Origin of the sequence: Dictyobacter kobayashii (genome assembly GCF_003967555.1) — a bacterium.
Classification (GTDB): Bacteria; Chloroflexota; Ktedonobacteria; order Ktedonobacterales; family Ktedonobacteraceae; genus Dictyobacter; species Dictyobacter kobayashii.
The window spans coordinates 2,285,780-2,306,563 of record NZ_BIFS01000002.1 but is presented as its reverse complement, the minus strand read 5'-3'; the positions used below and the strand labels follow the sequence as shown (position 1 = coordinate 2,306,563).

General features: G+C 52.1%; 15 protein-coding genes and 3 pseudogenes. 5 read left to right on the top strand and 13 right to left on the bottom strand.

Annotated elements, in window-relative coordinates; genetic code table 11:
• Positions 1-140: 140 nt before the first annotated feature.
• The 12 genes and pseudogenes from EL645_RS36470 to EL645_RS36410 all read right to left on the bottom strand — a co-directional run bounded on the left by EL645_RS36470 (position 141) and on the right by EL645_RS36410 (position 8,978).
• On the bottom strand, positions 141-1,562 hold the full coding sequence (locus EL645_RS36470) for a GH1 family beta-glucosidase (protein WP_126557302.1): 1,422 nt from the start codon (positions 1,560-1,562) through the stop codon (positions 141-143).
• Positions 1,559-2,640 (bottom strand): annotated as a pseudogene (locus tag EL645_RS36465) (ABC transporter ATP-binding protein). The gene EL645_RS36470 and the pseudogene EL645_RS36465 overlap by 4 nt, the downstream one beginning before the upstream one ends.
• Positions 2,637-3,808: pseudogene (locus tag EL645_RS44920) on the bottom strand (ABC transporter ATP-binding protein). The pseudogenes EL645_RS36465 and EL645_RS44920 overlap by 4 nt, the downstream one beginning before the upstream one ends.
• On the bottom strand, positions 3,805-4,104 hold the full coding sequence (locus tag EL645_RS36455) for a hypothetical protein (RefSeq protein WP_126557301.1): 300 nt from the start codon (positions 4,102-4,104) through the stop codon (positions 3,805-3,807). The pseudogene EL645_RS44920 and the gene EL645_RS36455 overlap by 4 nt, the downstream one beginning before the upstream one ends.
• Positions 4,105-4,129: 25 nt before the next feature.
• Complete coding sequence (locus EL645_RS36450) at positions 4,130-4,522, bottom strand: ABC transporter permease (protein ID WP_126557300.1); 393 nt, start codon at positions 4,520-4,522, stop codon at positions 4,130-4,132.
• A 227-nt stretch (positions 4,523-4,749) separates the two neighbouring features.
• Positions 4,750-5,739 carry an ABC transporter permease gene (locus EL645_RS36440; protein ID WP_126557298.1) on the bottom strand — a complete coding sequence of 330 codons (990 nt, stop codon included), beginning with the start codon at positions 5,737-5,739 and terminating at the stop codon, positions 4,750-4,752.
• A gap of 324 nt (positions 5,740-6,063) precedes the next feature.
• Complete coding sequence (locus EL645_RS44910) at positions 6,064-6,663, bottom strand: periplasmic substrate-binding domain-containing protein (protein WP_281276463.1); 600 nt, start codon at positions 6,661-6,663, stop codon at positions 6,064-6,066.
• Entirely contained in the window at positions 6,585-7,037 is a 453-nt protein-coding gene (locus EL645_RS44905) for an ABC transporter substrate-binding protein (RefSeq protein ID WP_126557296.1), read from the bottom strand. The genes EL645_RS44910 and EL645_RS44905 overlap by 79 nt, the downstream gene beginning before the upstream one ends.
• Before the next feature lie 309 nt (positions 7,038-7,346).
• Positions 7,347-7,784 (bottom strand): ABC transporter substrate-binding protein, encoded by a 438-nt coding sequence (locus EL645_RS36425; protein WP_126557295.1) that lies wholly within the window; start codon positions 7,782-7,784, stop codon positions 7,347-7,349.
• 85 nt (positions 7,785-7,869) lie between these two features.
• Positions 7,870-8,211: a substrate-binding domain-containing protein gene (locus tag EL645_RS44900; protein ID WP_126557294.1), complete on the bottom strand. Its 342-nt coding sequence runs from the start codon at positions 8,209-8,211 to the stop codon at positions 7,870-7,872.
• Entirely contained in the window at positions 8,135-8,527 is a 393-nt protein-coding gene (locus tag EL645_RS44895) for a substrate-binding domain-containing protein (protein ID WP_126557293.1), read from the bottom strand. The genes EL645_RS44900 and EL645_RS44895 overlap by 77 nt, the downstream gene beginning before the upstream one ends.
• Entirely contained in the window at positions 8,502-8,978 is a 477-nt protein-coding gene (locus tag EL645_RS36410; RefSeq protein ID WP_126557292.1) for a LacI family DNA-binding transcriptional regulator, read from the bottom strand. Before EL645_RS36410 ends, EL645_RS44895 begins: the two co-directional genes overlap by 26 nt.
• Before the next feature lie 588 nt (positions 8,979-9,566).
• Between EL645_RS36410 and EL645_RS36405 the strand changes: the two genes are divergently transcribed.
• From EL645_RS36405 to EL645_RS36395, 3 genes are all read left to right on the top strand, one after another.
• Positions 9,567-13,130, top strand: coding sequence for a tetratricopeptide repeat protein (locus EL645_RS36405; protein WP_126557291.1), 3,564 nt, complete (start codon positions 9,567-9,569; stop codon positions 13,128-13,130).
• 284 nt (positions 13,131-13,414) lie between these two features.
• Positions 13,415-15,160 carry a LuxR family transcriptional regulator gene (locus tag EL645_RS44890; protein ID WP_126557290.1) on the top strand — a complete coding sequence of 582 codons (1,746 nt, stop codon included), beginning with the start codon at positions 13,415-13,417 and terminating at the stop codon, positions 15,158-15,160.
• Positions 15,161-15,606: 446 nt separating this feature from the next.
• A complete protein-coding gene (locus tag EL645_RS36395) occupies positions 15,607-17,874 on the top strand; it encodes a serine/threonine protein kinase (protein WP_126557289.1) in 2,268 nt (755 codons plus the stop codon).
• A 73-nt stretch (positions 17,875-17,947) separates the two neighbouring features.
• Here the strand turns inward: EL645_RS36395 and EL645_RS36390 are convergent.
• Positions 17,948-18,810 (bottom strand): annotated as a pseudogene (locus EL645_RS36390) (LLM class F420-dependent oxidoreductase).
• 121 nt (positions 18,811-18,931) lie between these two features.
• Between EL645_RS36390 and EL645_RS36385 the strand changes: the two are divergent.
• Together EL645_RS36385 and EL645_RS36380 are read left to right on the top strand one after the other, a co-directional pair.
• The gene (locus EL645_RS36385; protein ID WP_126557288.1) at positions 18,932-19,879 is read left to right on the top strand and encodes an AraC family transcriptional regulator; all 948 of its coding nucleotides are present in this window, start codon (positions 18,932-18,934) and stop codon (positions 19,877-19,879) included.
• Positions 19,880-19,951: 72 nt separating this feature from the next.
• Positions 19,952-20,773 (top strand): alpha/beta fold hydrolase, encoded by an 822-nt coding sequence (locus EL645_RS36380; protein WP_126557287.1) that lies wholly within the window; start codon positions 19,952-19,954, stop codon positions 20,771-20,773.
• Positions 20,774-20,784 lie beyond the last annotated feature (11 nt).

Genomic DNA, 20,784 nt, shown 5'->3' with positions numbered 1-20,784 from the left:
AAGTCACCAATGACGCTTCAAACATTGTTTGCCCTGCATCAGCTGCGAAAGGATTACACATACAAGATATTAGATATCTACAGTTTGAATATACATGGATGACAACGATCTATAACTAATCAATTTTGCTTGCTTCCTATCTAATCATATTGTTGAGAATTTTGCAATGTCAAAAAGGAAGCATACCAACGACCACTGTCTTTTATGATACGTTTCTGAGTATCATAATCGACGTACACCAGACCAAAACGTTTACTGTATCCTTCGGCCCACTCATAGTTATCCATCAATGACCAGGCAAAATAGCCTTGCACGGGTATACTGTCTGGTTGCTGGATAGTGCGACCGATGGCATTGATATGCTCGCGCAGATAATGAAGCCGACGCGAGTCCGCAACTTGCTCCTTCGCATCTAAACTATCCTCAAAAGCCGAGCCATTTTCTGTAATCAGTATAGCGGGGACCACATACTCCTGTCGTAACCAGCTCATAATATCGGTTAAGCCCTGAGGATAAACTTCCCACCCCATGGCGGTGCAGGCCGCACTGGCCGACATATCAAGCACATCGCAGGCATGCTTCACACCACCATGCCCGTTTTGTAGCCGTACCATCCCTATACGCAAAGGATTGTAGTAATTGATACCCAGGAAATCCAATGGTGCAGAAATAAGTTCCATATCGCCAGCTTGAACCTCGGGAGGCTGACAGTGCAAAAAGGAGAAGAGGGCTGAGGGATAGTGGCCTTTAAAGACGGGATCTAAAAACCAGCGATTGCGAAAATCCAGTTCCCGCTCAACGCGCTCGGAGATGCCAGGCACCTCGTCGACTTTGTAGACCGGAAAGAGATTCAAAGAGATACCAATCCTGGCGTCAGGTGGGAGCAGGGCACGCATGCGCGGTACCGCTAATCCATGAGAAAGTAATATATTATGCGCCGCCGTTGCGGCTGATTGCGCATCCTGAATACCAGGAGCATGAATGCCCACCCCATGGCCCAGGTAGGCCGAACACCAGGGTTCATTGTGGGTAATCCACCAGCTCACGCGATCTCCCAGATGCTCAACCACGCAGGCTGCATAGTCGGCAAAAGCATCAGCGGTAGCGCGATTGGTCCAGCCTCCTTGATCTTGCAGGGCCGCCGGCAGATCCCAATGAAAGAGAGTTACCACAGGTTGAATATTTTTCGCCAATAAAGCATCGACCAGGCGGGAATAAAAATCCAGGCCACCCTGATTCACGCGTCCCGTGCCATCAGGGAAAATGCGCGGCCAGGAGATTGAAAAACGATAGGCACCCAGGCCCAACTCGGCCATCAGCTCAACGTCTTTTTCCATCCGATGATAATGATCCACCGCGACCTGGCCCGTCTCCCCCCGAAACGTCTTACCTGGAGTGGCCGCGAAACGATCCCAGATAGAGAGCCCGCGCCCATCCTCCTCGGTCGCGCCTTCAATCTGATATGCCGAAGTAGCCGCTCCCCAGAGAAAATCTCTGGGAAATTGCGCAGCTAGCTCGACATCATTTCTAACATGTAGCTGTTGCTCTGATTTAGTACTCATCTGGCCTCTTCTTTTCTCAATGCGCTGGTATTGCGAATACTACTAGTTTGGATCACAGGGATAGGCTGAGTATCAGGCTGATCATACAAGAAACAATTGGTCCAGTGGCCCGGCGCTACCTCGGTTCTGGCCGGTGACTGCTGACTGCAAATGGGCATCGCATGCGGGCAGCGTGGATGGAAACGACAACCACCGGGTGGCTTGATCAAACTTGGGATCTCGCCGCGTGCCGGAACATCCGAGGAGCCTTTAATCACGCGCTTGATACGATCAGGATCGGGCGCAACCGCGAGCAAGAGCTGGGTATAGGGATGTTTAGGCGACTGAATGACGGCTTCACTGGGCCCCCCTCTACCATCTGTCCGGCATACATCACCAGCGTATCTTCAGCAAAGTAACGGGCACTGGCAATGTCATGGGTAATGAACAGGAAAGCCAATCGCTCCTCATCCTTCAGCCGCGCCAGCAAGTTGAGGATATCCAATCGAATCGAGACATCCAGCATCGAAACTGGCTCATCGGCCAGCACGATCTCAGGGCGGGCCGCCAGGGCACGCGCAATCGCCACGCGCTGCCGCTGTCCCCCGCTCAACTGGTGTGGATATTTTTCGATAAACTGCTCGGCAGGACTCAAGCTAACACGGCGCAGCAGGGCCAGGACCTGTTCGGTAACCTCTTGCTCACTATGCGCATGGCCATGCACACGTAAAGGACGACTTAAATGATAGCGCACCGAATGGACCGGATTTAAAGAGGCAAAGGGATCCTGAAAAATCATCTGCACATGACGTCGATAAGTCCTTAGAGCGGCCAGGCTACCATTGAATTTGATCGGTTCGCCACGGAAACGAATAGTGCCGGAGGTAGGGTCATAGATGCGGGCCAGCATACGCGCTACCGTCGTTTTACCACTGCCGCTCTCCCCTACCAGGGCAGTCGCTCGTCCGGGATAGAGGGAGAACGAAGCCTCCTCAACGGCATGTACGACCTTTTTCGCGCCAAAGAGATTGAATTGGCCTAACGGAAACTCTTTATGTAAATTTTCGGCCTCTAAAATAGCTTGCGTCGACTCACTCATCGCACGCTCCTCCCTTCTTCTAACTGAGCTGCATAACCGCGTGCCAGATCGCTGGCTGCGGGTATCGTCGGCCGGTGCCGAGGATTATAAAGATGACAGGCCGCCACCTGCTCATCCTCACCAGCCACAGCCACGCGCAGCCTGGGCACTTGCTCGCGGCAAGCATCAAAGGCAAAGGGACAACGCTCATGGAACGGGCAGCCAGCCGGGATATTGCGCAGGTCGGGCGGTGAGCCAGGAATACCAGACATCTTATGGCGCGGTCCATGCAACGTAGGAAAAGAATTCATTAGTCCGTAGCTATAAGGATGGCGCGGATGATCATAGAAATCACTACGCGAGGCCACTTCGACCAGCTTGCCAGCATACATCACGGCCACCCGATCAACCAGTTCAAGTAACAGGGAGAGATCATGCGTAATGAAGATCAGGGCCGTGCCCGTCTCCTTACACAATGAACTGATCAGGTCCAGGATTTCTCGCTGCACTACTACATCCAGGGCCGTCGTTGGCTCATCCATAATGATTACTTCAGGATTCAATGCCAGGGCGATCGCGATTACTACGCGCTGGCGCATGCCGCCACTGAGTTCATGTGGATAACTGCGCAAGCGATCAGGCGAGATGCCGACCAACCTCAATAATTCTCCAGCACGCTGTTTCCGGGCCTGTTCGCTACGCCCGGATTGATGGGCGGCCAGCACATCCATAATCTGGGTGCCGATATCCATCACCGGATTCAAAGCATTCATCGCGCTCTGGAAGACAATCGAGAGCTCATTCCAGCGGAACGCCCGCAACTGGCTCGGTGTCAGATCTAATACATCAACACCATTCTGCTTCTCTTGAGCTGCCACTTCATTCTTGTCCAGGCGCGTGGTTTTTGTACGCTCTAAGACCCCCGTAAACTCGGTCTGCACATCTGCCCGGGATAATAGAGGATCTCGCCACCGGTCACCACTGCCGGTGGACGCAGCAAGCGGGCAATCGCATACGCCAGCGTTGATTTTCCACTACCACTCTCACCCGCCAGGCCCATGATCTCTCCACGCTTTAAGGTCAGATTGACATCGCGCACCGCATGGACAGCGCCATTGGCGGCATAATAGTCCACACTTACATTGCGTACATCTAGCAGGGTTGTTGCCTCACGAACCTCTACACTCATGCCAGCACCTCTTTCTTCGCGCGCTCAACCTTTGGTTTTGGCTCGCTACGCAGACGAGGGTTGGCCAGTTCATCGATGCCATAATTCAGGAAGGTCAGGCCTGCACAGAGCAGAGCCACACAGAAGCCGGGAGGAATAAACCACCACCAGCCGCCAGCTAAAAGTGCCTGGCCACTCTGGGCCTCGAAGAGCATCACACCCCAGCTGCTGCGGGTAATATCGCCCAGTCCCAGAAACTCGAAGGTAACCTCAGCCAGAATAGTGTACACAAAAGTACCGACGAAACTCGAAGCCACCACCGAAATCTCATTGGGCAAGATCTCAAAAAAAGATGATCCGCAGAGAGGACTCACCCGAAGCACGAGCCGCCTCAACAAACTCGCGATTGCGCATCGACAGGGTCTGCGCCCGCAGCACACGCGCCCCATAGCTCCAGCTGGTAAACAACAGCAACAGGGTAATCGTTTCAGGCCCCTTGAAAGGCGCAAAAGACGCGATTACCACGCCCAGCGGGATGCTTGGCAGGAGCAGAAAAACATTGATGAACAATGAGAGTATATTATCGGTCAGGCCCCCAAAGTAACCGGCGGTCAAGCCCAGCACAATCTGCAGGCAGGTAGAGCCCAGGGCCGAGATAAAACCAACCAGCAGCGAGATACGGGCTCCATAGACCAGCTGGGAGAAGAGATCCTCACCCTTCTGCGTCGTTCCCAACCAATGGCCGCGGACGGAGGTTGAAACAGATCCGAAGAAAAGTAGCCCGGGTCCTGACGCGTCAGCAAAGGGGCTGCGATAGCCATCAGGATAAAGAAAGCCAGGATACAGGTACCGATCGTCATCTTACGATTGGATGTGAGCCATTTAAAGATACCTACCAGCACCCGCAAGAAAGCATTGGGCTTACGAGATGAATCAGCTACAATATGACTTATTTCCATTATTTATCCCCTTCCCTGCCGAACCCGAGGATCTAGAAAAGTATAGGCAATATCGGACAACAGGTTGGCCGCCAGTACAGTAATCGCAATAACCAGGAAGCATCCTTCAATCAAGCTATAATCCAGATTCAAGACCGCATTATAAAGCGCAAAACCGATGCCTGGATAATTAAAGACCATTTCAGTTAAAAGTGAACCGCCAACGATTAAGCCAAGAGAGATTGAGAAACTGGTAATACTGGGGAGGATCGCATTGCGGGCCGCGTAGTTGAGCATCACACGCCGCTCAGGCAGGCCCTTGGCCTGCGCCATCAATACATAATCATCCGAGAGGGTTGTAACCATGGAGTTGCGCATCACCAGCACCCAGCTAGAGAGCGAGCCCAGTACAATGGTGATGGCGGGCAAGATACCATGCGTTATTACACTGATAATAAAACCAGAACTCCACCCGATATCATAGGTCAACTCATCATAACCGCCACCCATCGGGAACCAGCTCCACATGAAGCTCAGCACATACACAAAGGCCAGGGCCAGCCAGAAGTAAGGAATGGCGGAAATAAAGGTCAGGATCGGCGGCACAATCGAATCCAACCAGGAGCCACGCTTCCAGGCCACCAGCATCCCTAGCAGCGAACCAAAGGTGAAACTAATGATGACCGATAATCCCACCAGCCCAACCGTCCAGGGAATGTGCTGGGCAATCACCTCTGTCACCGGTTGAGGGAAATTAGAGAGAGAAATACCCAGGTTCCAGTGCAACAGGTTAACCAGGTACTGTCCATATTGAATCCAGATTGGATCATTGCTCAGGCCAAACTGGACCCGTAGCGCGGTAAGGGTCTGCTGAGTAATGTGTTGTCCCTGCATCTTAGCCAGATAGGCCTGGGCGGGATCGCCCGGCATCAGGCGCGGGATAATAAAATTTAAGGTAATGGAGGCCCATAGTGCGATCAGATAAAAACCTAGACGGCTCAGTAATCGACGCATCTCACCCCTCCTCTTCTTTCTATGATAGTGTCTTACACCCCATCATCATGGGAAGCGTGTCGCTCCCGTACGTACGTACGTGCGCTGGCGCGCCCGAAGCTTCTTTCTTCGGTGGTGCAAAAATTACGCCGGGCGCAATTTTTGCACCACCGAAGAAATGCTCTATGAGCGCCGCAGGCGCGAAAGCTCATAGGCAAAGGACGCAATGACTATGAGAGTAAGGCACGTTCTATGTTAATAGTGGAATATCTGTGATAGGGATTCCTCCCCCGATTCCAGCGGTCAGAGTACTGGAACCAGGGGAAGAACCAGGTAGAAAGGCGATCAGGCGGCTTTCAACTGCAGAACAATGTAGCCATTGTCCGGATAGTTGAAGGGTGCACCGAAATCGTAAGGGTTATTCTCATCGGGCCAGCCGGTTACATGCGTCGTGGTATATTCGTACCAGGATGCGTTGTAACTCAGCGGGATAGAAGGCAGCTGCTCTACCATAATCTTCTGTAAACCATCGATGGCCTGCTTCTGCATAGCTGGATCACCAGAGGTGGCATACTGCTTCAGCAATTTATCGGTGGCCGGATCTTCCCAGCGCTCCCAGTTGGTGGGGGCAGCTTTTCCGATTGGAGCCGATTTAGAGCTATCCAGCAGATCGGAGTAGGCATAATATGGTGTCGGGCCTGGATCGGTCCAGGAGATTCCAGCATCAAAGGTACCAGTCTGTAAAGCGGTGATATAGGGGGTGAAACCACCCACGGTATCAACTTTGGCATCAATACCAATCGCCTTTAGATCTTTCGAGATCAGCTGGGTGTCGCCCACCCAGTCATTCCAACCAGAGACATCGATCATATTGAAGGAGATCTTCTTACCACTCTTGTCGGCGTAAATGCCATCGCTACCTTTGGTAAAACCAGCACTCTGCAAGAGCGATTCTGCCTTGGCGGCATCGACACTAAACTGTGAATCGGCATACTGTGAGAGCAGATTGCTCTTATTGGCTGCAGAAGCAGACCAGTTGGATTAGCGGGAGGAGCATACGGGGCCGATTTCTCCTGCAATTCCTTGCGGTCAATCGCCAGACTGATAGCCTGCCGTACCGGCAACAGGTTGAAAGGATACTTCTTCAAGTTAAGGTAGAGCATTACGGTATTGCTTGACGTGAACCAATGGTGATTGTGGACTGGATCTTTCTGGATGTAAGAAGGATCGAGTTTGGGGTCCCAGGCTACACCCAACCAATCCAGTTGGCCTTTAGCCAGCATCAAGGACGCCGTTGAGTTATCGACGATAGCAGGCACACGGATCTCATCGATCTGTGGCTTACCAGGCTGCCAGTAACTGGTATTTTTTCTGGTAGCGGATCAACTGTGGCTTGAAGGATTCCAGTTTGTAGGGACCCGTGCCAACAGGGGCTTTTATCATTGGTATATTTGGTTGGATCCCCAACGCTCTGCCAGATATGCTTTGGCACAATAAAGGTCTGGCCAGCAATCCACCAGATCGAAACAGAAGAAGCGGACTTCAAAGTGAACTTTACCGTCCTGGCATCTGGTGCAGAGACATCCTGAATAAAATTAGTCCATAATGCACTGCGATCCAGGGCCGGATTACTGTTTCAGCAGATCAAAGGTATAGACCACATCATCGCTGGTTAAGGGCTGACCATCATTCCACTTAACGCCATCGCGAATGGTGAAGGTTATGCTACTGAGGTCGCTAGACTGCTGATAGGAAGAAGCCAGCCAGGGAGTTTTATCGCCCGTATAACGGTTAATAAAGAGCAATGTCTCGTACAGGAAACCTTGCGTCCCATAGGCTGTATTCTGCGGGTCCAGCAAAGGATTAAAATTCGAGGGATTATCACCTTTCGGAGATGGATTGACCGTCAAGGCGCTGGTGCCCTTTGACGAAGATGACTGGCCAGGCGCGCCACTGGTTCCACAACTGGTCAACACCACCATCAGTGCCAGTAGCGTCGAAACAATCGCGGTGCTCCAAAGTTTCTTTGGGCGCCAGCGTTGTCCAGAAACGAAAGCGGAAATCATGCAAACCTCCTTGGGCAGGAAATAAAATCTCCATTGCTTAATAAGAGCTCATCAGAATATCGATTAACAGAGTTTCATAGCGGCGTCATAGCATAGGCTGAAGAGTGCCGCAGGACGAACGTACAACAAGATGGGTAGCCAGGCGGACGTGCATAGGTGAAGTCGGAAGTGCTGGCGCTGAGATATTCCCCTGCAGCCGCGAGCCAGATTTATGATTCCACGGTCGGGTATTAACGACCGGAGGATCGACCAGGTTGAGCAATAATTCGATAGAACGTTTCCCCATTTCATATAAAGGCTGACGCACCGTGGTCAACGGGGGCTGTGAAAGGGCCGAAAGAGAAATATCATCATAGCCAACCACTGCCACATCCTCGGGTACACGTAGTCCGCATTCCACCGCCGCCGACAAAGCGCCAAAGGCCATTTAAATCGCTACTGGCAAAAATCGCGGTCGGACGTAGATCAGGACGTGTTAACAACTGGCAAGCACACTCCTTTCCACCAGTTGCCGCAAAATCTCCCTCAACCACCAGCGTGGGGTCCAGTTCAATGCCCTCCTCAGTCAGAGCATCACAATAGCCCTGATGGCGATCGAGCGAAACCTGATACCTATGCGGTCCCTGAATATGAGCGATACGCCTATGCCCTTGTTGTAGCAAATGGCGCGTCGCCTCATACGCACCCTGGCGTTGATCCGCCCCCACCCAGGAAATATCAGTAGGAGGGATGAACCTGATCATCGAACATCACAACAGGAAAACCATCACGGCACAAATCTGCCAGGTGTGGCGTAAACTGACCAGGATAGATGGCCAGCAAACCGGCAGTCAACTTGGTAGCCAGAATGCGATCAATAACCTCGCTATAATCCTTCCCATCATCATTCGAGTTCACACTATAGAGGACCAGCTCATAGGAACTCTGATCGATCACCTCCGCGATACCACGCATAATCTCTGGTATCAAGGGCCAGTGCACCACCGAAACCAGCGCACCAATCAAACGGCTACGACCACCAGCCAGACCTGCAGCCGCGAGACTAGGAAAAAAGCCCTGCTGGTCCATGATGTGTAAGATGCGCTCACGGGTCTCAGGATTTACATCGGGCCGATGATTGAGCACCCGCGAAACGGTGGTCTTGCTCACTCCTGCCATTTGCGCAATATCTTGTATAGTGATCTTTCCAGCCATGTACAACCTTCTTTGACACAATACAGGGTTAAGTGTCTGCTCCAAACAGCGAAGCAGGCGGTAAAACGGAACCTTTACCGTTTTCGCTACCGTAAACGGTTTCGGAAACGATTTCATAGGAGAAGTGTAGTGCTAGAAAGAGATTTTTAAAGCGAACAAAAGTAGTATTTCAGTAGTTTATTTTCCTACTACTTTTTATCCTGAAACAGCTAGAATGGCTGCTAAATGGGTTACCTGGCGAAGTAATAAAAGAGCTGGAGTTCATATCGCCTGGACCCTGGTATTTAGCGCAAAACACTAGCGCGGAACAGATAAAATGGCGAAAGGGGGCTATACTTATAGCACGAGAAATTATTTCTATTGTATACTATAGGGGTTAGGTAACTCAGGAGATTTTTTCGAGCGCAAAGGGAGAGAGCGGCCATAAGGGCCGATATTTTTGATGTATTGAATAAACCAAAAGCAACAATTGGGGTTGTTCGTGCTTCATTTATTCTAATAGGATGAAAAGTTACCGAACGTGATTTGTGGCAGGCATGTCAGTGTTAGGGAACTCTTGAGAGAGATAGATGGATGGAATGAGGAGCAATGGCAAGCTCAACACCTACAATACACACTGATACATTATCCTACCAGGGCCAGGCAGAGGAAATTGTGCTGACCGTTGGCACTCCTGCCTGGTATGATTGGCTGCAGACGGCAACGACCTTTACTTTTCATAGTGCCAGCGGTACCTATACCGCTCGTAAAGAGCAGGCTGGCAATAAGCGCGGTGGCTGGTATTGGAAGGCTTACAGTAAGCGTAAAGGCAAGTTACTCCATGCCTATATGGGGAAGTCCGAACTACTGACCCAGGAACGGCTACTGGCGACGGCAAAGGAACTGAACCAGAAGTTGATGGATGAGCAATTAAAAGAGGAGCCGGCAAGTGAGGGAGCGCCAATCGAACCTACCCCAGGAGGAGACAGCACTTACCGGCTGCCAGCCCAACCAGATGCATTGATTGGACGTGAGCAGGAAATTAAAATGGCCTGTACCCTGCTGCAACGTCCAGATGTACGTTTGTTGACCATAACAGGTCCAGGGGGAGTTGGTAAAACTCGGCTGGCCTTACAGATGGCCCGGCTACTCGCCGATACATTTCCCGGTGGCGTCTCAATAGTTTCGCTCGGCCCCATTTTTGATCCCTCACTGGTTGTGCCAACCATTGCCCGCGAGCTGGGCTTTATGGAGGCAGCCACAGAACCCTTGATTGAACGACTGAAGGCTTTTCTAGGCGCCAAACATATGCTACTGGTACTGGATAATTTTGAGCAGATTATTACTGCCGCCCCCCTGCTCTCCGAACTGCTGGCAGCCTGTCCCCAGCTAAAAATGCTAGTGACCAGTCGAGAGATCCTGCATGTGCGCGGTGAGTATGAGCTGGATATACCACCGCTGGCGCTGCCTGATATCCAGCAGTTGCCAGATAGCGAGGCCCTTTCACATTATCCAGCGATCGAGCTCTTCATCCAGCGGGCAAGCGCGGTTAAGGCTGATTTCACCCTCACAGACAGCAACGCGGCCACCATAGCTGAAATATGCTTGCGCCTCGATGGGCTTCCCCTGGCCATCGAGCTGGCGGCGGCACGCATCAAACACCTCTCACCCTCAATGCTCCTGAACCGGCTGGAACATCGATTACAAGTTCTGACCAGTGGAGCGCGAGACCTGCCACCACGCCAGCAGACGTTGCGCGCCACCCTGGCCTGGAGTTATGACTTGCTGGACGCCAACGAACAAAAAATCTTTCGCCACCTGGCCGTTTTTGTGCGTGGCTGCACCCTGGAAGCTGCCGAAGATGTCTGCCCGACTCTTCATTCAGTCGATGCGACAGACAATATCAGTACATTCGATATTATCAGTTCCCTAATCGACAAAAGCCTGCTGCAACAAAGCGAACAATCCAATGGCGAGCTGCGCTTGAGTATGTTAGAAACTGTGCGTGAGTATGGACAGGATTGCCTCGTGGCGGCAGGAGAGGCTGACAGTGCATACCAGGCTCACGCGCTCCATTATCTGGCGCAGGCAGAGTTAGCGAAGCCTCAACTGCGCCAGGCCACGCAGGCCGAATGGTTAAATCGCTTAGAACAGGATTATGATAATCTCAGGGCCGCCTTACGCTGGCTACTAGAACAACATAATCCCGCCAGTCACGAACAGGCATTGCGTTTCTGCAGCGCCCTCTGGCGCTACTGGTTGATCCGTAATCGTCAGCGCGAAGGCTATCAGCTGGCGGAACAAGCACTTGAGCAGGGCGCTGGCACTGAGATCGCCGTTGCAATCCAGGCTCATGCCTGCTTTGCCTGTGCCACCCTGGCCGATAGTCAGGGCCACTATACACGCAGCATCGAACTCTGGGAACGGTGTCTGGCCCTCTTTGAAGAGCTTGGGGATCAAGCAGGTATCGTAGCGACACTAAATAAACTAGGCACAACCTTTGCGCGCAGTGCTCCCTCTGAGGCCCATGCACTGTATGAGAAGAGTCTGACCCTGGCGCGCGCGCAAAAGGATCTCTACGGCATCACGGATGCACTGGCCTCCCTGGCCGATGAAGCCTTTGCCCTTGGCTTTCTACATGAGGCGCAGACACTTATTGAGGAGAGGCTGGCCATCGCCCAACAACTTGGCGACACCCGCACCATCGCCTATTGCCTCGATGGCCTGGGCCAGCTCGCGGCCCATCAAGGCAATTATGTGCGCGCCAACACATTGCTGCGCGAATGTCTGAGCCTGCACCGTCAGATCAATGATCGGGTTGGCATCGCCCTGGCCCTACTACCACTGGCCATCGTGACCCTCTACCAGGGCAACTATAGTACCGCGCATTCATTGCTAGAAGAATGCCTGGCCGTTTCCCGAGAGTTAGGCAGCAAACACACGCTCGCCCATTATCTGGCAGCCCGGACCGATAGCACGATTCTTCACGAACAGGAGTATGTCCCAACCAATATCTTGTTGGAAGAGAGCATCACCATCTTTCGCGAAACCGGCAATAATGAGGGTATCGCCACCAAATTATTCACCCTCGGCTGCATCGAGTTCTCTCAGGGCAACTTTTCCGATGCCCAGCAAGCGCTGGAAAAGAGTCTGACCTTATTCAAGCAGCTAAATAACCGCGTCATGATCGCGGCCGTGCTCAACATGCAAGGCCATCTGGAGGCGCATCAAGGCAATTATGCGGCGGCCCACACAGTCATGGAAGAGAGCCTGGTCCTGACCAGAGCCAATGGTGATCGCTGGACCCTCTCTTCACGCCTGACCCAATTGGGCCTGATCAGTTTAAATCAGGGTAACCATTGGCAGGCACGCAATTTGATCGAAGAGAGCATGGTCGTAGCCAGGGAGATCGGGGACCTGCGCTATATCGCCGAGGCGATGCATGTGATGGGGTTGCTGGCCCTCAACGAACATAACTATGGACAGGCAGAGAATCTGCTTCAGGAGTGCCTGACCCTGAATATCGATATGCGCAGCGGCTCCAGCCGGGCCTATATACTGGCCGATCTCGGACTACTGGCTATCTATCAAGGGGCCATCGGCAAAGCCCAGACGCTGATCGAGGAGAGCTTATCGCTCTGCATGCGTGTTGGTGACCGCTGGTTTATCCCCTCTTGCCTGGAACGCCTGGGTGAGATTGTCGTGCGCCAGGAGCAGGCCGAACGGGCCGCGCAGCTATGGGGGGCCGCAGCCGCCATGCGTGAGAAGATTGGCGCCCCCATTCCTCCTATCGAGCGAGCTACATATCAAGAAGCATTACTGATGGCACGTCAACAACTGGGTACCGAGCGCTTCTCCGCCAATTGGCGCACTGGCTATGCACAGACGCCAGAACAGATCCTGGCACTGCCAGAACAGCCACAATTAGCATCCCCAACCAGATCCAGGACAATGGCAGAGGAGGAGCATGATGAGAGTGCATCAATGCTGACCAGGCGCGAAAAAGAGGTCCTCAAGCTCGTCGCGCAAGGCTTCACTAATGGTCAGATCGCCAAAAGATTGGTGGTCAGCCCACGTACAATCCAGACCCATCTCAGCGCCATCTACAATAAACTAGGCCTGAACAGTCGCAGTGCCGCCACGCGCTATGTCATCGAGCACCATCTCGACTGATAGCCGGCTATCCCATATCTAAGCTATTTGGCGTGGACAAAAAATGGTAGTTAAATATAACCTCAGCCAGAAAATACACGCTTTCGCTGATGTAATCCAGTCTGAAATCAGGTACAGTCATGGATACGCACTTTTATTTCAATGAAGAAAAAGGCAGAGAGAGGTTCGTATACCATGACTCGTAACGTCATTCCGGTCGTTGTCGACGAATACTTATGGTTGCCTGGTCAGATGGGAAATGATGCCCCATCATCCATGTAGGCTCCAGCGATTGGTATGCCTGGTTGGTAAGTGAGCAGCATACATCGTTTGCCTTTAAACATCACAGTGGAAGCTTTACCGCGCGCCATGAGCGACAACGCAATGGTTGGTACTGGTATGCCTATCGTAAACGAGACGGCCATATGCATAAAACCTACCTGGGTCGGCCAGCAGAGATGAGCATGGCTCGCCTGACGCAGGCCGCCACAACGCTATCGGCCAGGGCTGAGCAGGCAGCAGCTTCTCAATATCGCAAACCCGGCAGCCAACCGCAGAGCTCACACGTCATCCTGAACGAAAAATTTACGTTACCAACTGCTACCATAGAACCAATCGAACGGCCGCAGTTGTTTAAATACCTCACCAGCGGAGTCAGAGGTAAGCTTGTGCTCATCACGGCTCCTGCTGGCTGGGGCAAAACAACCCTGCTCAGCGACTGGTGCGGCAAGCTGCAGATCCCTGGCTGGTCCTCCGCCTGGATCTCGCTCGATAGCCATGATAATGATCCGCGTACTTTCTGGAGCCATATCCTGACAGCATTGAACATCCAGCACCAGGGCATCGCCGACCAGGCATTGGCGCTACTGCGCAACGTGGAAGACCACACCATCCATACCGTACTCAAAACATTCTTGAACGCCTGCCAGCAATTGACAGGTGATATCATCCTGCTACTCGATAATTATCAAGCGATCCAGGACAGCACTATCCAGCAAACGTTCAGCTTTTTTCTGGATCATCTGCCCGCGCGTCTGCATGTGGTCATTGCCAGCCGAACCAGTCCACCACTACCACTGGCGCGCCTGCGGGTACAGGGAGCCTTGACCGAGATACGTAGCCAGCAGCTACGTTTCAGCCTGGAAGAGACGGATGCATTCTTCAAAAGGACACAGGATATCGTACTGGATGCGAACGAATGCGCGGCCTTGACCGCCCGTACCGAGGGCTGGGTAGCTGGCCTACAACTGGCCTCGCTCTCGATGCAAGATAAGCAGCATGTCGACATCTACCTCAATCATAATCGCTACATCAGGGATTACCTGGTCGAGGAGGTCTTTCAACAGCAGACACCAGAGCTACAACAATTCTTGCTGCAAACCTCAATCATCAACCGCTTAAATAGCGCGCTCTGCGATGAGATCCGCCAGGCCAGCGACAGCCAGAGCCTGCTGGAACAATTGGAGCGCGCCAATCTCTGCCTGTCTGTATCAGAGCAACCCGGCCACTGGTATAGCTATCCGCAACTTTTACAGGAGACGCTACAGCACCTTTTGCAGCATACTTACCCGCACCAGCTGCAGCAACTCCACCAGCGAGCCAGCCAATGGCATGAACAACAAGGTCAGTTGGAGACAGCTATCTACCACGCCACACAGGCTGAGGATGCGCAGACGACCCATCGCTTGCTCGTTTTACAGACAGCCGAACAAGTGGCGGTCGGGCGCCAACAGCTGGGTCATACATTCCAGCAGGTTAAAATGAATATGCATGCCATCTCGGCCGTGAAACAGGAGCCAGTCAGATTATCAATTCCAACGCCTACACCACCAGAGGAGCAGCCAACAAAGGAGCTTTTAGAGCCGCTCACCAGGCGCGAACAGGAAGTACTACAGCTCCTGGTCAGTGGAGCCTCCAACCGAGAGATCGCGCAGAGCCTGGTTATTAGCGAAGGTACAGTCAAAAAACATGTCTTTAACATTTGCAGTAAGCTGGGTGTACAAAGTCGTGGCCAGGCTATGGCTAAATCTATCGCCCTCGCCCTGCTATAGCCAGGCATGGCCCAAAATTTATACCTCATAACGTCTAACTTAATGAATATAAAAGTGAAAAAGTTGCAGTTGGGTAGCTGCAACTTTTTCACTTTTATATTCATTTTTACATATATCAGCCAAAGTCTTGCCCCTTAAACGTCTATAAAGAAAAAGCTATTTAGAGACCAGACATTTTTTCAGGGCTTTTTCATGTTTCTCTTCGGCGCCTGCGGCGCCGGGTAGAGAGTGTGTGGTCGGCGGCCGCCGACCACACACTCTCTACCCTTGAAATAATGGACATCGTATCGCTTGCCTGCGATCTCTGGACAAACAGTAAAAAGCCATGGACATTTTTTCTGCTGCTTTGACATGTTATTTGCCAGCGTGTATGATAAAGTGGTGCAAATTGCTTGTTTTACATCACAAAGTGCACTGCATTCTGTCAGCCTAAGGAAGGTTCTTAGATGAACAAAGAGCCAAATTGTTTTGGAAAATATGAACTACTGGAGCCAATTGGCACTGGCGGAATGGCTCAGGTCTGGAAAGCGCTCCACCCTGAATTGCGCCGTTTTGTAGCCGTTAAAATCCTTCACGCGGACCTCAGGCATGTCGCCCCTGGTTTGATGACTCGTTTCATTAACGAAGGGCAGGCGATTGCCCAACTACACCATCCAAATATTGTACAGGTTTTTGACTTACATATTCCAGGTCCGGAGGAAGAGGGCTGCGAACCTTACCTGGTCATGGAATATGTCAACGGCCCCACCCTGGATAAATATATCCATAGCACCTCGCGCGCCAGCCAATTTCCTACCCCTGAAGAGATTGTAGAGCTCTTCGCCTCCATCAGCCAGGCACTTGACTATGCCCACAGAAAAAATATCGTGCACCGCGATATTAAACCATCAAATATTTTGCTCGATAGCACCAATACTGAACATAATCCTATGGGGGAGCCCATTCTCAGTGATTTCGGCCTGGTCAAAATCATCGGTGCGCAGGGACCAACTGAAATGGGTGCCTTGATGGGCACACCACTATATATTGCGCCAGAGCAGGTACAGGGGACGGAAGTCAGCATCAAGAGTGATCTTTATTCGCTGGGGGTTATCCTCTATGAAATCTGCACCGGCACCCCGCCCTTCAGAGGCGATAATGCCTATGCGATCATGCGCCAGCATATGCAGGATGAGCCCACACCGCCCAGCCTGATCAATCCTAATCTGCCAACCGATATAGACTATATTATCAAACATGCGATGGCCAAAAATCCCGACGAGCGCTTCAACAGTGCCACCTCGATGACCGTAGCCCTGGCCAATGCCTTCCATGTACCAATCCCGGAGCGCATTCGTACTAAAACCGGTAATAGCCTGCCACCTGTGCCACCCCCTGATCCCGTACCATCAGCACAACCAGAGGCACCTGATGCCTCCTCTATGCCAACAATCATGTCAACCGTTGCGGTGGCTGATGCAGTAACAACCGGAGTGACCCAGAAAGCTGCGGCACTGCCTGTAGCGGCTCAAGTAGCAGCACCTGCCCCTGCTCCAGTAGCAGCTCCTACCAATCGTCTATGGAGAAATCTCTGGCCCATCTTTGTGGCATTAATGATCATTCTTGTCATTGGTGCCACGCTACTGAATAAATTTGTCACCTTATTCCCATCCGGGGCCACCAGCTCGGCCAATACAGTCGTTGGGCAGATGTCCTTTTATAATACCGGTAACGCACTTGATAGCAATCATCCGACCATCAATGATGGTATCATGCTACACGTCACAAACGTGGCCCCACCGACGGCAGGCAATGTCTACCGGGCATGGCTTTATGATAAGCAGCAGCCAGAGAACGATGCGCTGCTGTTAGGTGTCCTGACCATCAAAAATGGGGCCGGCACCCTTAATTATAAGAGCCCCACCCATCAGAACCTGTTAGCGGCCATGAGCGGCTTTGTAATTACGGAAAGCGCGCCCAACGATCAAGCCATCAGCCCGGTGTTACAAACCAGGACATGGCGCTACGCCGGCAATATTCCCGATCAACCCAATACAAAGGATGCCGAACATTTCAGCCAGCTGGACCATTTGCGTCACCTGCTGGCCGGTGAACATACACTGGACGTACGTGGACTACGCAATGGTATCGACTTCTGGTTTCAACATGATGTAGAACAATTACAAAAAGAAGCAACCGATGTAAAGAAACAGCAGGATCCAGTGGTCATACGCCAGAGATTGACGGACATGCTGTACTACATGGATGGTCCATGTGCGGCCAGCGAGGTACAGGCCAGTGGTCACTTACCGGCGGCCCCGGAAGGAAACATTCTCAATGAAAGCAAAATCGGGCTGCTGGAGTGCACTCAATTGACCGATATCCATGGACATCTCAAGCATGTCAGACTTCACCTGGCCGGCATCGTGGCTGCTCCCGGTGCCAGTGATAGCCAGATAAAATTGGCCAATGATATCGATGTGCATATGGCCAAATTCAATACCTTGATCGACAATATGCATACACTGGTCATCCAGCTCGGCAAGATGAATAAAACCGGTCTGCTAGCGGCCCAGAACCAGCGTAACCAGCTAGATCAGCTGGGAGATTTCAGTGTCTCGACAACTGGCTGGACCGATCCGACCACAAAAACAACTGAGCCGGGGGTAGCCACCCTCTGTAACCAGATTGCTGGCCTGGCCAGTATCGATATCCGCCCCTATACACAGCATTAACGCGTCCGACAAGACAAAAAAGAAAGGCGCAGATCCAAGCCTGGACCTGCGCCTCTGTTCCCTCGCGCCATACCTATTGTTGCTTGACAGCTTCTTTATAACGACGCAGAGCCTGCAGATGTTCATCCAGGGATTTAAAGTGGGCTCCCATCGTATTTAATGAGATATGGGTTGCCCCATAGGAACGCCATTTCTCGGTCTCGCGTACCTGTTGATCCAGGTCACCTTCGGACACGCTGACACGAGCCTCGATCCCAAGTGTCTGGCGATCGCGACCCGCTTCTTGCAGGTAGCCAAACAGGCGATCCATCATGGCACGCATCTTATCATCCGGCCGCCCAACGGAAACCAACCATCGGCGATGCGGGCCGCACGCCGGAGCGCGCTATCAGAACTGCCCCCTATCCATACAGGGATCGAGCGGTGCACCGGCAAAGGACTCAAGCCCGCCTCAGTCACGGTATGATATCTCCCCTTAAAGGTCACCACTTCCTTACTCCATAGTTGTCGTAAGAGCTCTATCTGCTCCTCGACCACGCGTCCACGGGTACTGAAATCCGTGCCGAGTGCTTCATACTCCACCGGATTCCAGCCCACGCCAATACCGAGTCGGAATTTGCCGCCGCTCAGGACATCGACCTCGGCCGCCTGCTTCGCAACCAGGGCCGTCTGACGCTGGGGTAGAATAATAACGCCGGTCACCAGCTCAAGCTGCGTCAGGGCCGCCAGATATCCAAACAGCACAAAGGGCTCATGAAACATTTCAGTATGGGTATAACCTGTCCAGCCAGGACGATGGGTAGGATCGGCCCCCAGCACATGATCATAAATGAGCACATGCTGATAACCCATACCCTCGACAGCCTGGGCATAATCGCGAATAACCTGTGGGTCCGCCCCGATTTCCGTTTGTGGAAAAGTAACACCGATCTGCATTTTTTACTCCTATGGTGTATTATTGTTGAGTCGGAGTCTACACATACGATTTAATACGCATGATAACATTGGCACACAACTCGTTTATTTCTACCTTGAGATAAGCTAACAGGAGAAAGCCGTGTCGTTTCAGCGACTTGACTATTTAGAGGTATGGAGAAAGTTACCTATTGCGCTCTGGCACAATCAAGATTGTTTGCTCAGCTACGGTCCCCCTACCGAATGCAACGGCATCACACCATCGCATATGGATGATGTCTATATGCTCTTATTAGTATGCCAGGGCAAAGCCGATGTGTTGATCAACAACACCTGTTATCCCGCCCCTCCTGGCTCCCTGATCTGGATGAGCCCGGACATTCTCCATGTCCACCGTGCAGCGGGACAGCTTGAATTTATCTTTATGGTTTTCGCTCCACAATATATCCACCAGCTCTGGCAACGACTACTGCCACATGAACAAATACCACATGTCGCCATCATGCCCGCGCCAAAAATAATAGAGGCGACAATGCGCCGGATGGTGCAAGAGGCTATGCACCAGGGTATGGCCAGAGAACAGCTACTCGTGCTCCTCTCACACCTGCTTAGCATCGATACATTGCGCCTGTTTCAACGTGCCCGACACCAACCACAGCATCCACTCTTCACCACAGAGATCATACCCTCGACTGAAGGTATCAGCGCCCCTATAGCAGCAGCGCTTACACGATTGAGAAACACCTATACCAAGGATGATATCCAACTCAAACAGATCGCCATGGAGGTCGGATTAAGTTTATTCCATTTTACACGTCGCTTCAAACACGAAACCAGCCTTACACCGGGTTACTATCTACGGCAGTTGCGCTTGAATGCCGCCCTCCACCTGCTACTAGGGACGCATCTACCTCTGGACGCCATTGCGGAGCGCTGCGGCCTGGGGAGCGCCCGTCATCTCTCAGATCTCTGTCAAAGTACCTTTGGACAGAGCGCGCTCAAGCTACGCCAGGCGAATGAGCACAACTATATCTTGAACGAGCTACCAGCGCAAAAAATCGTAGGAAATGAGCAAAGAAACGTCTTGTAAGCTTTTGCAGCTTCAGATACATTTATCTATACAAAGAAAAACTAGCTTAGATATTGTATAGGAGCAAAAGCAATGATGGAGAAGCAAGATAGTAACACTGGATTTGTTGAGGTACCGAGAGCCAGACTATATTATGAAATGGCTGGTATGGGAGAGCCCATCATCCTGTTGCATGGTGGGATGTTAGATAGTCGCATGTGGGATGGGCAGTTTCAATTTTTAGCCCGGCACTATCAGGTCGTGCGCTATGATGTACGCCGGGCGGGCAAGAGTAAAGCCTGGTCAGAAGAGGCATATATCCACTATGAGGACCTGCGCCAGCTCCTCGATAAGTTGCAGATCAGCAAAGCTACCCTGGCAGGTCTATCGGGGGGCGCACGCATCGCCATCGATATGGCCATCGCCTATCCAGAACGCGTCAACAAGCTGGTGCTGGTCTCACCAGGTATGAGCGGTCATCCATTTGATGATCCCTGGACCAAACAGCACGGCCAGGCTTTGGGGGCCGCCCTGCAGGCGGGTGACCTGGACCAGGCGGCCCGAGAATTCCTGACCATGTGGACCATTGGACCTCAACGCACAGCAGAACAGATCGATCCAGAGGTTAGCCAGCGGGTGCTGAGCATGGTCAAACAGGCATTCTCGCAACACATCTTGAGCCTGCCCATCAAGGAGCTCGACCCACCAGCCTTTAATCGCCTCTCAGAGCTTCGGGCTCCCACCATGGTCGTTCTGGGAGACCAGGACACCACTGATATCTTTACGATTGGTCAGCGCATACAAAAACAGGTAGCAGGTACGCAATTAGTGCTTGTACCGCAAGTCGGCCATACATTGGTGATGGAAAAACCTGCCGATTTTAATCAACTGCTTGAGCAGTTTTTGCGGCACTGACCCCCTGGCCT